The sequence below is a fragment of the Colwellia sp. C1TZA3 genome (genome assembly GCF_007954265.1).
In the GTDB taxonomy this organism is placed as follows: Bacteria; Pseudomonadota; Gammaproteobacteria; order Enterobacterales; family Alteromonadaceae; genus Cognaticolwellia.
In genome coordinates this window covers 19,283-35,456 of record NZ_VOLS01000018.1, presented here as the reverse complement: position 1 = coordinate 35,456, position 16,174 = coordinate 19,283, and the positions used below count along the sequence as shown (strand labels likewise).

The 16,174-nt window shown below is 40.4% G+C and carries 9 protein-coding genes; all 9 read left to right on the top strand.

What is annotated here, in order from left to right; genetic code table 11:
• The first annotated feature begins 865 nt into the window (after positions 1-865).
• The 9 genes from ESZ39_RS07425 (at position 866) to tldD (ending at position 16,157) form a co-directional block, all read left to right on the top strand.
• Complete coding sequence (locus tag ESZ39_RS07425; RefSeq protein WP_146879279.1) at positions 866-4,594, top strand: LamG domain-containing protein; 3,729 nt, start codon at positions 866-868, stop codon at positions 4,592-4,594.
• Positions 4,595-4,851: 257 nt separating this feature from the next.
• On the top strand, positions 4,852-5,895 hold the full coding sequence (locus ESZ39_RS07420) for a rod shape-determining protein (protein ID WP_146879278.1): 1,044 nt from the start codon (positions 4,852-4,854) through the stop codon (positions 5,893-5,895).
• A gap of 135 nt (positions 5,896-6,030) precedes the next feature.
• On the top strand, positions 6,031-6,912 hold the full coding sequence (gene mreC / locus ESZ39_RS07415; RefSeq protein WP_146879277.1) for a rod shape-determining protein MreC: 882 nt from the start codon (positions 6,031-6,033) through the stop codon (positions 6,910-6,912).
• Complete coding sequence (gene mreD / locus ESZ39_RS07410; RefSeq protein ID WP_146879276.1) at positions 6,909-7,388, top strand: rod shape-determining protein MreD; 480 nt, start codon at positions 6,909-6,911, stop codon at positions 7,386-7,388. Before mreC ends, mreD begins: the two co-directional genes overlap by 4 nt.
• A gap of 1 nt (position 7,389) precedes the next feature.
• Positions 7,390-7,977: a Maf family protein gene (locus ESZ39_RS07405; protein WP_146879275.1), complete on the top strand. Its 588-nt coding sequence runs from the start codon at positions 7,390-7,392 to the stop codon at positions 7,975-7,977.
• A gap of 12 nt (positions 7,978-7,989) precedes the next feature.
• Positions 7,990-9,453 (top strand): ribonuclease G, encoded by a 1,464-nt coding sequence (gene rng, locus ESZ39_RS07400; protein WP_146879274.1) that lies wholly within the window; start codon positions 7,990-7,992, stop codon positions 9,451-9,453.
• A gap of 192 nt (positions 9,454-9,645) precedes the next feature.
• Positions 9,646-13,845 (top strand): YhdP family protein, encoded by a 4,200-nt coding sequence (locus ESZ39_RS07395; protein ID WP_146879273.1) that lies wholly within the window; start codon positions 9,646-9,648, stop codon positions 13,843-13,845.
• A gap of 22 nt (positions 13,846-13,867) precedes the next feature.
• On the top strand, positions 13,868-14,716 hold the full coding sequence (locus tag ESZ39_RS07390; RefSeq protein WP_223270283.1) for a carbon-nitrogen hydrolase family protein: 849 nt from the start codon (positions 13,868-13,870) through the stop codon (positions 14,714-14,716).
• Positions 14,709-16,157 (top strand): metalloprotease TldD, encoded by a 1,449-nt coding sequence (tldD, locus tag ESZ39_RS07385; protein WP_146879272.1) that lies wholly within the window; start codon positions 14,709-14,711, stop codon positions 16,155-16,157. Before ESZ39_RS07390 ends, tldD begins: the two co-directional genes overlap by 8 nt.
• Positions 16,158-16,174 lie beyond the last annotated feature (17 nt).

Sequence of the window (16,174 nt, the reverse complement as noted above, 5' to 3'; positions counted from 1 at the left end):
AATTTATCTGACTTTTAATTTTATATGTAGTTATTGTCGTTTGATTGATGTTTCAAAATGACCCAATGTATTTAAGTGCATTATTTTCTCCCTTAACCTTGGCTGATTTTCAGTATAAAAATGGTCTAGTAATTCAAGTAGCGGCTTACTGGCATGCTAATTTTACTGACATAGATACTTTTAACTTTAACAGTCCATCTGGCATTAATACCAATCCCATTAAGTTATTGCTCACTTGTACTAGTTAAAATAGCTCAAGGCTGTGTTGCTCTCACTCCCAATAGCCAGCTATTGCTCAATCGAGCGCCTTACCTTGAGTTATTTTTCCTGCGCACAACAAGATCACAAACTTAATGGAACTGGTATAAGTTTACCAACCGCATCTACTTAAAAAAAAGTGGTGTCAGCCTGATTAAGGGAAAATAATTCAAATGGCAAGGCGGTTATTGGCAAGCTTTTTACTGGCAAATTTTTTACTAGCAAGTTTTTTACTAGCAAGTTTATTACTAGCAAATTTTTTGCTGGCAAGTTTATTACTAGCAAACTATGCGATGCCAAACAAGTGGCTTAAAGGAATAGGCTGATATCAGACAGCTAAAGTGAAAACAGTTATGCTTGCCTTATTGTTATAAAAATGATAAAAAACACCTCCTTTCTCCCTTTTTTGTTACAAAAATGATAATAAAGTGTTGATATAATGAGCCAGGTGCGAATTTTGCACATAGGGCTCTTTGTATTTGTGGTTCTTTGAGAGATGAGACAAAAGTCTCACCTGACTCAATTATTGGTCAAAATATAATTTTCAAAGCTTAAGTTTGGTTCAACTTTAAGATCAGCTGCTTTGGATATTTAAGGGATTAAGTGCATGAAGTATGTTGTTTTATTGTTTGTTTGTTTGTTGTCATTTTCGTCAAGTGCCTTTGAAAAGACTGTTTATAACTACAATACCCGTTCACCGGGTATTGATATTTTTGCATTTAAGGGCGAATCAGCGACACAAGTACCAGATAATTTTAACATCCCATTAACGGCAATTACCGATGACGAGTATTCCGCTTTAGAGTCTGATGACCGTACTTACCTAGAGAGTAAGGCAACTAAAAAAACAAACTTCCCATCAATGCGTGCTGTTATTTTTATAGATCAGGAAAAATCTAGTGTTACTAAACTAGATATATTGTGGAATGGTTATGGGCGAAATAATAACAAAAAACCAAAGAGTGGCGTTATTTTATATATTTGGAACTTCCGTGATGGAGGCTACGAAGCAGTAAATTCAGGAAAATCTAGTAGTGATATTGATCTTAAGTATTCGGTTACAAGTGATATTGCTGACTATATTGGTGACGAAAAAGAAAATACCATTATTCTATATGCCGTTGCACAAGCTAAAAAAGACAAAGGCAAAGACAAAGACAAAGACAAAGGCAAAGACAAAGACAAAGGCAAAGACAAAGACAAAGACAAAGGCAAAGACAAAGACAAAGACAAAGGCAAAGACAAAGACAAAGACAAAGGCAAAGACAAAGACAAAGGCAAAGACAAAGACAAAGGCAAAGACAAAGACAAAGGCAAAGATAAAAATAAAAACAAAGGCAGTATTCTTTATACAGACTATGTACAAGTAACCGTTACCGCATCAGGTCGGGCTAATGCCATTGCAAATTTTAAATTTGACGAAACAGACTATGTCGGTGTTGCCGGTGAAGTGATAGATGAAACGGGTAACTTTAGTGCACAAGCGGTTGACGGTGCAACTACCAGTAAGGAGTCACCAGCGTTAACCGGTAATCCAGGTACTTGTGGTTATGGCACATTTGACGGTATTGATGACTATATAGAGCTGCCAAGTTCATTTGAAAACCTAAAAGACAGTTTTACAATAACGGCTTGGATTAACCCAAGTAATGTAAACAGGGGTTCAAGAATATTTATTGATGATGAAAATAACCAACAAGGCTTTGGCTTTAGTTTAGGTGACCCAGGTAATGGCAAACTACGTTTTTTTTCGCGTGGAGTTAATCCGGTCAGTGTTGACACTACTGCCGCTATTACGACTAATGCATGGACTTTTGTTACAGCAGTACACAACAGTGTTACTAAAACACGTCAACTATATATCAATGGTGTGGTGCAAACGCTAAGTGATGGTGGCACCAGTAGTCCTTATAAAGGTACTTGGGGTTTTGACACTGGGCCAGCAAGTATTGGGGGTGAAACAAACTCGTCAAGGGAAAGCGGTAGTCGTTTTCATTTTACGGGCAAGATTGATGAAGTGTCTGTATTTAAAGCGGCACTAACAGCGAGAGAAATTAAGCAAATTTATACTCAAAGGCATAGTTGTACAGAGCCGGCTATTGATCATTATGAAATCGTTCATGATGGCAATGGCTTAACTTGTGCGGCTGAGCCAATCACCATAAAAGCTTGCACCAATAGCGACTGCACAACTGAAAGTACTGAGTCGGTTAGTGTAGACTTTACTATTACCAGCCCAGCCACAGGCAAGGTGATAAAAGCTTCACCGACTTTTACCGGTAGCACTAGGCTTAAGTTTAAACATGTTAGTGCTGAGCAGATCGTATTATCGATTGATAATGCCAGTGTTGATGCTAGCAATGGCGTGCAGTGCTCAGGTGTTGATACTGGCTGTGATATGACTTTTTCTGATACTGGCTTTAGGTTTCTTTATGGTGATAGCCATCGTGAAATCATTAGCGCGCAAACGGCAGGTCAAGAGTTTGGTAAAAGGGTAAAGTTACATGCGGTTAAAAGTAAAAATGGTGTTTGTGAAGGACTTTTCAGTGGTAATGTAAAGGTCAGTCTTGCTCAACAAAATATTAGCCCTAACTTGGCTTTTAACGCCGGTTTAGCATTTCAAACCAACGGCGTTACCATCGCAAAACACCCAGAATTTACTGATGAGGTAATATTAAACTTTGGTCGCGACAGTATGGCTATTATACCAACACCAAACTATTTTGATGCCGGCAAAATTCGCTTACATGCTAATTATTCCAAGAATGGCCTTACGCTTGTCGGTAGCTCCAATGATTTTTGGGTGAAACCTGAGCGCTTTGAAATAACGGCGACAAATTTTAATGGTGCATTAAATAGTAATGGTAATGGTGCGTTGAGTACAACAAAACACAAAGCCGGTGAAAACTTTGACTTTACTATTAGTGCACTTAACTCTGTAGGCGATTTAACGCAAAACTATCGCCAAGCAGATGGGAGGTTACAGCTAAAAGTCATGCGAGTAGCACCTTCATTAAAAGGTGCAGTTGATGGCAATTTTACCTACGCAGCAGGGCAGTTGATCACCGCGAGCCCTCAAGCTCAAGATGTAACCCTCACCCGTTTTAGTGATGGCGTAAAAGGTCAATCGGATTTTAATGGTGCTCAATATGATGAAGTGGGGATAATTAAAATTGCTGTGCAAGATGTTCATTATGGTGGTTTGGCTAATAAAAATGGCCGAGTTGAAGCGAAAGATATAGAGGTGGGACGTTTTACGCCAGCCTATTTTAAGCAAAGCGTTAAGGAAGCGCATAAAGGTAATTTTGATGCTTACCCTTACCCGGATCAAATAGGTGTTTGTAGCTTTTCTGATTGGGCCTATACCGGCCAGCGCAGCACCGATGATAAAGGCGCTATTGCTTATAGTCTGGTGCCAAAAATAACCATTACGGCATACAATGCTAATAACGCCATTACCCAAAATTATACCTTGGGCGAGCCGGAAGGTTTTATGAAGTTATTAGCCAGTGGTGTTGATATTAGTTTACCGAGACATGATAAAATACAACAAGTTGTAAACAGTACTGGCGATGAGCCCGTTGCTATTAGTGCCGTTATGCACACCGGTAGCTTAAGTACCAGTCTAGATAATAGCGGTGGCTTTATTGCTGGTGAGTGGCTTTATACTTTTTCGACTAACGACCATTTTAGTTATCACCGTGACGGTACTAGTTTATTAGCGCCTTTTGCTGCAAAAATCCCCTTTGTTACTGAGCAAATCACTGATTCAGATGGCATAAAACTAGCCATAGATCCTTCAACAAATGCGGTCTCAGCAGCAGCGATTGAAGAATTTGTTACCGAGGGGGTACAAATTCGTTTTGCTCGCATGGTATTACAAAATGCTTTTGGCTCAGAAAACACTAAGTTACGAGCGCAGTTAAATATTGAAGTTTATGATGATAAAAGCTTTAAAATTCATACCGATGAAAGTTGTTTAACGCCGCTTATTGGTAATGAAAAAACTGGGGCTAAATATTCAGGCGATATGAACCTTTGGGATTATCGTTTAATCGATATAGATAGTGATGAAATACAGGTTAGTGATACCAAAGCTAGCGCCTCTGGCGTTTTTTATAGTGGTATTCAAAGCCAGTTGTTTTTTTCTAAGCCAAAACAACGCGGGTCACTTGAATGGGAATATAAAGTGCCGAGTTGGCTAAAATTTAATTGGAATGCTGTCGACGCGAATAATGATGGTAATTTTTACGATGACAACCCAAGTGCGATATTAAGCTTTGGCATTTATCGTGGTAATGACCGAATTATCTCATGGCGTGAAGTCGCGAATTAATAGCCGTGTTGGCGAACATTAGAGATTTATTTAATTCGATGGAGATAATTTTTATAGAATTATCTTTTTTAGTTAAATAATCTCAATATTTCATCATATTTTGTCATTGAAATAACACAAGCGGGATAGTCTGCGCTATGATAGCGTGTTAACAATAAAAAATATCATTTGTCAGCTGATCTGCAGCGGGCAAATTAAGTACAATAATATTCTGGCAATTTGTTGCCTAGGTTATGTTTAAAGGACATTTCGACAATATGTTTAAGAAATTACGCGGCATGTTTTCTAACGATTTATCAATTGACTTAGGAACCGCAAATACCCTGATTTATGTCAAAGACCAAGGTATTGTTTTAAATGAGCCTTCAGTTGTGGCTATTCGACAAGATCGCTCTGGTGGCTCTAAAAGTGTCGCCGCAGTCGGCACGGCAGCCAAACAAATGTTAGGCCGTACACCGGGAAATATTGAAGCAATTCGTCCGATGAAAGATGGCGTTATTGCTAACTTTTTTGTCACTGAAAAAATGTTGCAGTACTTTATTAAACAAGTGCACAGCAATAATTTTTTACGACCTAGCCCACGGGTTTTAGTTTGTGTGCCTTGCGGCTCTACACAAGTTGAACGACGTGCTATTCGTGAATCAGCTCTAGGTGCTGGCGCCCGTGAAGTGTATTTGATTGATGAGCCGATGGCGGCAGCAATTGGTGCGGGTATGCCGGTGTCAGAAGCAACCGGTTCGATGGTAGTTGATATTGGTGGTGGTACCACTGAAGTAGGTATTATTTCACTAAATGGTGTGGTTTATTCTTCTTCTGCGCGTATTGGTGGTGATAAGTTTGATGATGCCATTATTAACTATGTGCGTCGTAACTTCGGTAGTTTAATTGGTGAAGCAACTGCTGAGCGTATTAAACATGAAATTGGCTCTGCCTACCCTGGCGACGAGGTACTTGAAATTGAAGTACGTGGGCGTAATTTAGCTGAAGGTGTGCCACGCAGTTTCACTTTAAACAGCAATGAAATTTTAGAAGCGCTACAAGAGCCGTTAACCGGTATTGTCAGTGCGATTATGGTTGCTTTAGAGCAATCACCACCTGAATTAGCTTCTGATATTTCAGAGCGCGGTATGATTTTAACCGGCGGTGGCGCCTTGTTAAGAGGTATTGATCGCTTACTGATGGAAGAAACCGGTATTCCGGTTGTGGTTGCTGATGACCCATTGACTTGTGTAGCCCGTGGCGGTGGCAAGGCCATTGAAATGATTGATATGCACGGTGGCGATTTATTCTCTTACGAGTAGCATACTAATTATTTATCGCCATTTTGCCCAATTACATCAGCGAATGTACTCATTGATTAGCGTCAATTTCGTACCTTTGCTTGGTATTTAAACGCAATGGCGGTAAATAAATTAGCATTTATACAAGTTTAATTTATGAATCCTATATTTAAGCATGGACCATCCCCACAGCACCGACTTGTTTTGGTGCTGCTTTGTTCTGCAGCGTTAATATTTTTTGATCATAAAATGAATAGCTTCGAGCCTGCTCGAGGCTTTCTGCAATCGCTGGTCAGCCCTTTACAGTATTTAGCTACTGCGCCAAAACAAATGATGAATTGGGCGGCAGAAAATATTATCACTCGTCGCCAACTTCTTGATGACAATCAACAATACAAAATTAATGAGTTAGTCTTTCATGAGCAGGCTTTACAATTAGATATTGTGCAGCGGGAAAATAACCGATTAAGAGCGCTACTTGCTTCACCATTGCGCGGCGATGCTAGAAAAATGGTGGCAGAAATTCTTAGCGTTGATAGTGACCCTTATACTCATCAAGTGGTGATTAACCGTGGCGCTAACGACGGGGTTTATGAAGGCCAAGCGGTGATTGATGATGCCGGTATTGTTGGCCAGATATTGCATGTGGGTACCACGAGTAGCCGGGTGTTGTTGATCACCGATATAACACACGCGGTGCCGGCGAGAATAAGACGCAATGGTCTTAGACTGATTGCCAGTGGCGGCGGGGTTATTGATCGCTTAACCCATAATTATGTGCCTCACAGTAGCGATATTCGTACCGGTGATTTATTAGTGACTTCAGGATTAGGTAATAAGTTTCCAGAAGGATATCCGGTAGCAAAAGTTATGGCCGTTATTCAAGATGAATCACGCGCTTTTTCTCAAATTAAAAGCCAGCCAGTAGCCAAAATAGATCGTTTACGTTATGTCTTATTATTGTGGCCAGAGCAGAGTAATCTTCAAGGGCTGAATGAAAGCAAAAAATTGCCCGCTAACAAGGCCAAGATTAAATGAGTATAGCTAGTCGTTTAATTATGTTTTCGACCCTGCTAGTTGCGCTACTTGCCAGTATTATGCCGCTACCGTTAAGCGTTGATGCTTTTCGTCCTGACTGGGTATTAGTGGTTTTATTTTACTGGTGTTTGGCATTGCCCTCGCGAGTTAATGTTATTTCAGCTTGGGTGATGGGCTTTATTCTCGATGTTTTACTGGGCTCTACTTTAGGTGTGCATGCCGGTGCTATGGCGATTAGCGTTTATATTGTTGCTGGAAATTTTCAGAAAATACGCAATTTTTCTGTTTGGCAGCAAGCCCTGATTGTTGGTGTATTATCGGCGTTATATCACTTAATTGTTTTTTGGTTACAACGATTTTTAACTGACGCGGTGTTTTTACCCAGTTACTTATATCCGGTGTTTACCACCATCATCCTTTGGCCCTGGGCTTTTTTACTGCTACGTAAAATAAGACGAAACTTTAGAATAACATAACATGTCTACTACTTTGATTTTGGCGTCACAATCGCCGCGCCGACAAGCATTACTTCAACAACTGGGTTACGACTTTATCTGTTCACCTGCAGACCTTGATGAAAGTGTACTCGCAGCAGAAAAGCCCGAGCAATACGTCGCGCGTTTGGCATTAGCAAAAGCCCGTGTCATTGCCAAGCAATATGCTGATGATGTGGTGGTACTTGGCTCTGATACCAGTGTGGTATTTGGCCAGCATATATTAGGTAAGCCAGCATCATTTAGCGATTGTCTGGCAACACTTAAGATGTTGTCGGGACATACTCATCAGGTAATTACGGCGATTGCTGCAGTGAAAGGTGAACGTATTGATGTGGTTGTGGTCAGTACTGAAGTGGACTTTAAAGTACTGAACGAACAAGAAATAAGACGCTATTGGCAAACAGGCGAGCCACAAGACAAAGCCGGTGCCTATGGTATTCAAGGAATTGCAGGACAATTTGTCAAACAAATTCGTGGTAGTTATTCTGCCGTTGTTGGCTTACCTTTATATGAAACAGCAGAGCTGTTATCAGCATTTGGCGTAGAATCGTCAATGACACAAGCATAAATAGGAATCAATATGAGCGGTGAATTACTTATCAATGTTACGCCAAGTGAAACACGAGTAGCGTTAATCGAAAATGGTTCACTACAAGAAGTTCATGTTGAGCGTGAAACTCGGCGTGGTCTAGTCGGCAATATTTATTTGGGTAAAATAATTCGGGTTTTACCGGGTATGCAAGCGGCTTTTGTTGATATTAACTTAGGCAAAGCGGCTTTTTTACATGCCGCAGATATCAATTCTAAATTGATTTTAAATGAAGACAGCAGCAGTGAACAGGTACCTGACATTAGAAATTTGGTGCATGAAGGCCAGCACATTGTCGTGCAAGTGGTTAAAGACCCTATGGGTACCAAAGGTGCGCGACTAACCACAGATATTACCATTGCGGCACGTTATTTAGTGTTAATGCCTAACGCTAGCCACGCGGGAATATCACAGCGTATTGACGACCCTGCAGAGCGAAATCGTTTGAAGTCGATTGTCACGCCGTATTGTTCGAAAGAGCATGGCTTTATTGTGCGCACCGCAGCTGAAGGTGCCAATATTGAAGAATTACAACATGATGCTGAATTTTTGCGTCGCGTTTGGGCAAAAGTTGTTGAGCGCAAAGAGCGTAAACAAACCAAAGACCCTATTTATCAAGATTTATCGTTAGCCTTTCGTGTGCTGCGCGATTTTGTTGGTGTTTCACTCGAGCGTATTCGTATTGATTCAAAACTCACCTATGAACAATTACTTGAGTTTACCACTGAATTTGTACCCAATTTAGCCCCTGTTTTAGAGTGCTACCCGGGTGAGCGACCTATTTTTGATTTGTTTAATGTTGAAAACGAAATACAGCGCTCATTACATCGCAAAATTGAGTTGAAATCGGGGGGGTCCTTGATCATAGATCAAACTGAAGCCATGACCACCATTGATATTAATACCGGCGCTTTTGTCGGGCATCGCAATTTAGAAGAAACTATTTTTAATACTAATATTGAGGCAACACAAGCCATTGCTCGACAGCTTAGGTTAAGAAACCTTGGTGGTATTATCATTGTTGATTTTATTGATATGAATTTAAAAGATCATCAGCGCCGTGTTTTACATAGTTTAGATATGGCGATGGCTAAAGATAATGTCAAATACTCATTGTCAGGTTTTTCCGCATTAGGCCTGGTGGAAATGACCCGTAAACGTACGCGTGAAAGCCTAGAGCATATTTTATGTGGTGAGTGTGAAGTTTGCCATGGTCGTGGTTATGTGAAAACAGTTGAAACCGTGTGTTTTGAAATTCTCCGAGAAATTGTCCGAGTTAATCGCGCTTATGACGCGGATAAGTTTATTGTCTACACCTCATCATCGGTGAGTGAGTCATTAGAAAATGACGAGTACCATAACCTGGCTGAGCTTGAAGTCTTCATTGGTAAGCAGATTAAAGTACAGACTGAAACCCTGTATAATCAAGAGCAATTTGACGTGGTTATGATGTAGTTATTATCTAGCCTAGTGTCTATGTACTTGAATCGGCCAGTCAGTTTCAAGGTATAATTATCATCAGTTAGTTGGCATTTATGTAACCAATTTAACGAACTAAAGCCCGGCCTAGACCCTAGCTTGTGCAAGATGCATAGGTCTATATTGTTTGGTTCTTCTCAGTGAATAAAGTGTCTTGGTAAAATATTAATGAGTGTTTCCACGGTGTTAAATAAATGGCTTAAACGCTTGTATAAACTATTAGCAATTTTGTTAGTAGTTTTTGCTGTGTCGATTAGTCTGCTGCGCTTATTTTTACCTTATGCCCATAATTATCGCCAAGCGGTCGAAGATTATCTCAACAATAGCTATAACAGTAATATTTCTATTGGCTCGTTAAGCATGGGCTGGAGCCAGTTAGGCCCAACATTGATTAGCCAACAAGTTGAGCTTTTGTCTAATGATAACAGTAAAATATACCTTGATAGCTTGGCTGTTGAATTAGACTTTTGGCGCAGCATACGCTCAGGAAAACTGGTTACACAAGACTTTGTTATCTCAGGTGCAGAATTAGTATTTGAACAAGCGGCATTGGCTAACTCCGCCGCAGAAATTTCGACCAATGAAGCCGATAATCAAAACTTAATTGCTTCACTTTCTTCGATATTACTTGAACAAATCTCTCGTTTTTCGATTCGTGACAGTCATGTGCTTTATCATACTGTTGCTGGGGTGCGAGCCTTTACTATTAATGAAATGTTTTGGGAAAATGAAAACAATCACCATAGAGCTAACGGCACTATTATTGTTGATGGCCTAAGTTCTAATAATTTAAAATTATTGCTAGACTTTCAAGGGCCAAGGTTTGATCAACTCAGTGGCCAAGCCTACCTAGAAGCTAATGACATCGACATTACCCCTTGGTTAGGGCGATTTTTAGCGATTAAGGATGCTGACACTCACTCAGCGATTAATTTTAATGCTTGGCTAAAGCTTAACACGGGTAAGTCTGAGTTTATTCAGCTCGCTCTGGGTGATAATGAAATTACTTGGCAACATCGTGGTAAAGCGCAAAAATTTGAGATCATGGGGGGTGATATTGAAATAAAAACCTTCGATGAAGCGGTGTTTAATGTCGCAAGCTCGCCATTAACCATTAAACGTAATGGCGCTGAAACTAATAAAATATCACTCATGGCCAAGGTTAATGGCACAAATATTGATGGTTATATTAATGCTATCGAGCTCGCCAGTTTTGCTGGTGTATCACCACTATTAGTTGACGATGTTGGCCTTGAAAAGCTATTGCTAGCTCTTGACGCTGTTGGCCGAATTGAAGATATTCATTTTCGCAGTACGGCTGATGATTTTGCCATAACAGCAGCATTTAGCGATGTTGATAGCCATTTCAGTCAAGGTATTCCTGGCCTTGATAACGTTAGCGGTGCATTAGTTTATGCTAATGACCAGCTGCAAATATCCTTGAGCGCTGTTGATGGCGCACTCGATTTTGATAAACATTTTAAATATCCTATTCCTTACACTCGCTTAACGAGTTTGATCAATGCAAAATTTTTAGCCGATGGTTGGCAATTTTCGCTTGAAAATATTGTTTTTAATTCGCCGCAGCTGAGTTTAAGCGCAGAGGTGAAAATAAATAGCATCAAAGATCAAGCTATAACAATGTCACTGTTGGCCAATGCGAGTCAAGGTAATGCCAAGTTTGCTGAATACTTTTATCCCCATTTATTAATGGGTGAGGGTCTGGTTAACTACTTAAACGGCGCTATTGTTGATGGTGAAATTAATCAGGCGTTAGTGTTATTTAATGGGCCATTAAAAAGCTTTCCGTTTAATGACCATGAAGGTGTTTTTGTTGTTGACGCTGAGTTGTCTAACAGCACATTTAAATTTGATCGACAGTGGCCAGCGATAGAGAATTTTGCTGCGAATTTAAACTTTACCAACAATAGTATGCTCATTACCGGTAGAGCAGGCACCTTGTCGGGTATTGATGTCACCGGTGTTGAAGCCGCGATTGCGCAGTTAACCGGTGCACAAGTGTTAACGGTTGACGCTGATTTTACTCAAATCCAGCCACAATTAGTTAGTCAACTGATGGACGCGAGTCCAATGCAAAGCAGCGTAGGCGCTACGTTAGAGCAGGCGGTGGTTTCAGCACCAATTAATGGAGATTTTTCTTTAATACTACCATTAAATAATCCCGCAGCTGTGGTAGCTAAAGGTCATATTGAATTTAGAAATAATCATCTAGCGTTACAAGCACCACGCATGGACTTTAGCCAAGTTAATGGCCGTTTAGATTATTATAATGATCAAATAACCGTTTCGGGTATTGAACTAGATTGGCGCGGTATGCCGCTAACGATTAATGTTGCTGCTCAACAACAGCCGGATCACTATAATGTCAGTATTGAAACCTTGGGTCAGTGGCAAACTAGCCAATGGCAAAGACAATTACCTGATGAATTAGTGAGATATGCCGATGGTAAAATAGACTGGCAGGGTATGTTAGCACTGAATATTAGTGATAATAAATTTAACTATGATTATCAAATACACTCCAACTTAAAGGAGGTTGATTTAGCTTTACCCGCAGCCTTTAATAAAACCAGCGGCGAACAAGTTGCGCTGAATATTCATGCCTTTGGTAATCAGTTTAAGAGTACCATAAAAGCCGATGTCGGTGATAAAATAGGCTTTTATGGTTTACTGGATCATCAACAAACACGTTTTTCATTAGCCCATTTAGCCCTAGGTAAACCGCCATTAAGCTTACCAACTTCAGGCTTTCATATTACGGCTGATGTAGCTCAAGCAAATTATCAACAATGGCAGCCTATTGTGTTAGATATTTTGGCGGCGATTGAGCCCGAGCCAGCCAAGTTAAATTCATCAGCAGCGCCACCAGAGGTAAAGCTGAATAAGCCGGGCTTGTTATCAGCCCCTGATAAAATACAGGCTCAGGTTGGCAACTTAAGAGTCTATGGGCAAAATTTTCAGCAAGTCAATTTTGACTTTATTCCAGAGCCAGATGGCTGGCTGCTCAATATCAATGCCAAAGAGTTAAAAGGCTCAGCTAAATTTTATCCAGATTGGCATCAGCAAGGTATAGATATTAATGCCGATTTTATCCATTTAACCAGTGATAAAACTTTGACCAATGAGCTTCTGATCAATGAACCTCTAACCAATGAAATTATTGTTGATGAAACTATTGTTGATGAAACTATGGTCAATGAAACATTAGTAGGTGAGGCAGAGGTTAAAAAAACGCTTCAGGTTACTGAGTTTACAAAACCTCATAGCACAGAATCAGTAAAGCTCACACCAACTCGCCAAGTTGAGCCAACGTTTAGCGAAGTAAAGCAAGCTCAACAAAGCAATACTACTACTGAACCTGAACTAATAAAGCCAGTTGAACAGCAAATATTGCCACTGATTGACCCCGTCAGTAATGCCATTATTTTTGCTAATGTGCCACCCTTAAAGCTTACCTGTGCAAGTTGCCAATATGATAAGTATGACTTTGGTGAGGTAAATTTTAGTATAGAGCGAGCGCATGAAAATACACTATTATTGAAAGATTTTACTGTTAAACGTGGCCAAAACACGGTGGCATTTAACGCCCAATGGCAACAAGACAATGAGGGGTCACATACTCGTGTTACCGGCACATTGGTAACCGATAATGTGGCGCGCGAAATAGCGCAGTTAGGTTATGTGTCAATTATAAAAGATAGTGGTGTTGAAACTACCTATGACCTTGACTGGCAAGGAGGTCCGCATGACTTTGCGACTGCAACGCTTAATGGCGAACTATCAACCACATTTGATGATGGCTACTTGGCTGATGTTGATGACAAAGGTGTGCGTATTTTATCGCTGCTAAGTTTGCAGTCATTAGTGCGTAAACTTAGTTTCGATTTTAGAGATATTTTTAGTGACGGTATGTTTTATAGTGAGCTAAAAGGCAGTTTTTTGGTAAAAGATGGTGTGGCATATACGGACAATGTCGAGATGAACGGCACTGCTGGTGATCTAACCATAGTGGGTAATACCAACTTGAATAATGGTAACCTTGACTATCGGATGTCATATAAACCCAATTTAACCTCTAGTTTGCCAGTATTGGCTTGGATTGCGACACTAAATCCAGTAACCTTTTTAGCGGGCATGGCACTGGATGAAGTGATCACGTCTTCGGTGATTGCTGAAATTAATTTTGAAGTCACAGGAAATTTAGACGATCCGCAATTTAAGCAAGTGAGCCGAAAAAATAAAAATATCAGTGTTGGCCGCTCTTCACCGCCTAAAATAGTTGAAAAAATTCCAAAAAATTCAGCTAAGACCAAGGCTTTAGAGCAGCCTGACAAAAAACCCTTATAGTAGAACATTTTGATGAATGATAATGAGCAATAAAATAATGCAACTTTGTGCGATACAAATGTCTTCCAATACTCGTGTTGAAGACAATATTGCTGATATTGAACAGCAATTAGCCACCCTGGAACAAGCGCAGCAACAATTGGTTTTGTTGCCTGAATGCTGTTTGTTTTTCGGTGGTAAAGATAAAGCTCAACTGGCGTTAGCCAAAGAAAACCAAGAGAGCAATGAGCTAAAAAATCAGCTTGGAAAACTTGCCATGAAATATAATGTTTTTCTTGTCGCGGGCAGTATTCCAGTACTATCAAACCAGCCAGAAAAATTTACTAACAGTTGTTTTGTCTTTTCCCCTGAAGGCCAAGAACTAGCGAGTTATGATAAAATTCATTTGTTCGATGTTGCGGTGCAAGATAACGAAAAAAATTACTGTGAATCTCGTTATGTCAAAGCTGGCGACCGTGTTAGCGTGGTGGATGTTGCTGGGCTCAATGTTGGCTTGACGATTTGTTATGATTTGCGTTTTCCAGAATTATTTCGCCAGTTATGTCAGCAAGGGGCAAAAATTATTACTGTACCCAGTGCTTTTACCCGGGTAACCGGCGCGGCGCACTGGCAAACATTACTGCAGGCGCGTGCGATTGAAAATCAAGTTTATATTATTGCCGCAGGGCAAGAAGGTGTGCATTTAAATGGTCGGGAAACTTGGGGCCACAGTATGATTATTAGTCCATGGGGCGAAATACTGACTCAGCTTGATACCTCAAAAGGTATTATTTGTGCTGATTACCAAGAACAAGAATTAGACAAGGTGCGTAAAGCTATGCCTGTTGCCACTCATAATCGTTTTAAAAATAAGTTGATGTCGTATGAATAATGTTGAGATAGAGCTTTTAGCCAATAGTGAAATTGATCAAAGTATGCTGATGGATACCTTGGATAACATTTTCCAACGTAAAGTCGATTTAGCCGATTTATATTTTCAGTCCAGTAGCCATGAATCATGGATGTTGGAAGACGGTATAGTCAAAGAAGGCTCTTATAACATCGAACGTGGTGTCGGTGTGCGCGCTATATCAGGTGAAAAAACCGGCTTTGCCTACTCTGATGATATTTCGCCAGCCGCATTAAAAAAAGCGGCTAATGCCGCAAAAGGTATTGCTAATGCAGAAAAGTCTGCGCGAGTGCAAGTTTTTGATGGCAAAAAAATGCAGCAAAACTCGGCTCAATATAAGGCGCTGGACCCACTTGCTAGTTTGCCTCAAGAACAAAAAATAACTTTATTACACGAAGTTGAGGCTCATGCGCGTAGTGTCGATAAACGGGTTAAACAAGTGATTGTTAACTTGTCAGGTATTTATGAAAAAATCTTGGTTGCAGCCAGCGATGGCACTTATGCTACTGATATAAGACCATTAGTACGACTTAATTGTTCGGTGTTAGTTGAAGAAAATGGTAAGCGAGAGCGCGCAAGTTCCGGTGGTGGTGCGCGAACAGACTATAGTTATTTCTTTGAGTTAGAACATAATAAACCACGTTACCTAGCTTATGCAGAAGAAGCCGTGCGCCAAGCGTTAGTTAACCTAGTGGCTATTGATTCACCAGCAGGATTATTACCCGTAGTGCTTGGTGCCGGATGGCCAGGGGTATTATTACATGAAGCGGTTGGCCATGGTTTAGAAGGTGACTTTAACCGTAAAGGCTCTTCAGCATTTTCCGGAAAAATTGGACAAAAAGTTACCTCTGACTTATGTACTATTGTTGATGATGGCACGATGGCAAATCGTCGTGGTTCAATCAGTATTGATGACGAAGGCACGCCAGGGCAATACAATGTGCTTATTGAAAAAGGCGTACTCAAAGGTTATATGCAAGACAAGCATAATGCCGGTTTAATGGGCGTAAAGCCTACTGGTAATGGTCGACGTGAATCTTATGCACACTTACCTATGCCGCGCATGACCAATACTTATATGTTAGCAGGTGAACATAAGCCTGCAGATATTATCAAATCAGTTAAAAAAGGTATTTACGCACCCAACTTTGCCGGTGGCCAGGTTGATATTACCTCGGGTAAATTTGTTTTCACTAGCTCAGAAGCGTATTTAATTGAAAATGGCGAGATTACTTCACCAATAAAAGGCGCGACCTTAATTGGCAGTGGCCCTGAAGCGATGAAAAACGTGAGTATGGTGGGTAATGACTTGAAACTAGATGCTGGCGTTGGGGTTTGTGGTAAAGACGGCCAAAGCTTACCAGTTGGTGTTGGTCAACCGACCTTAAAAATTGATCAAATGACAGTGGGCGGCACGCAATAATGGGTCTGTAAAACACT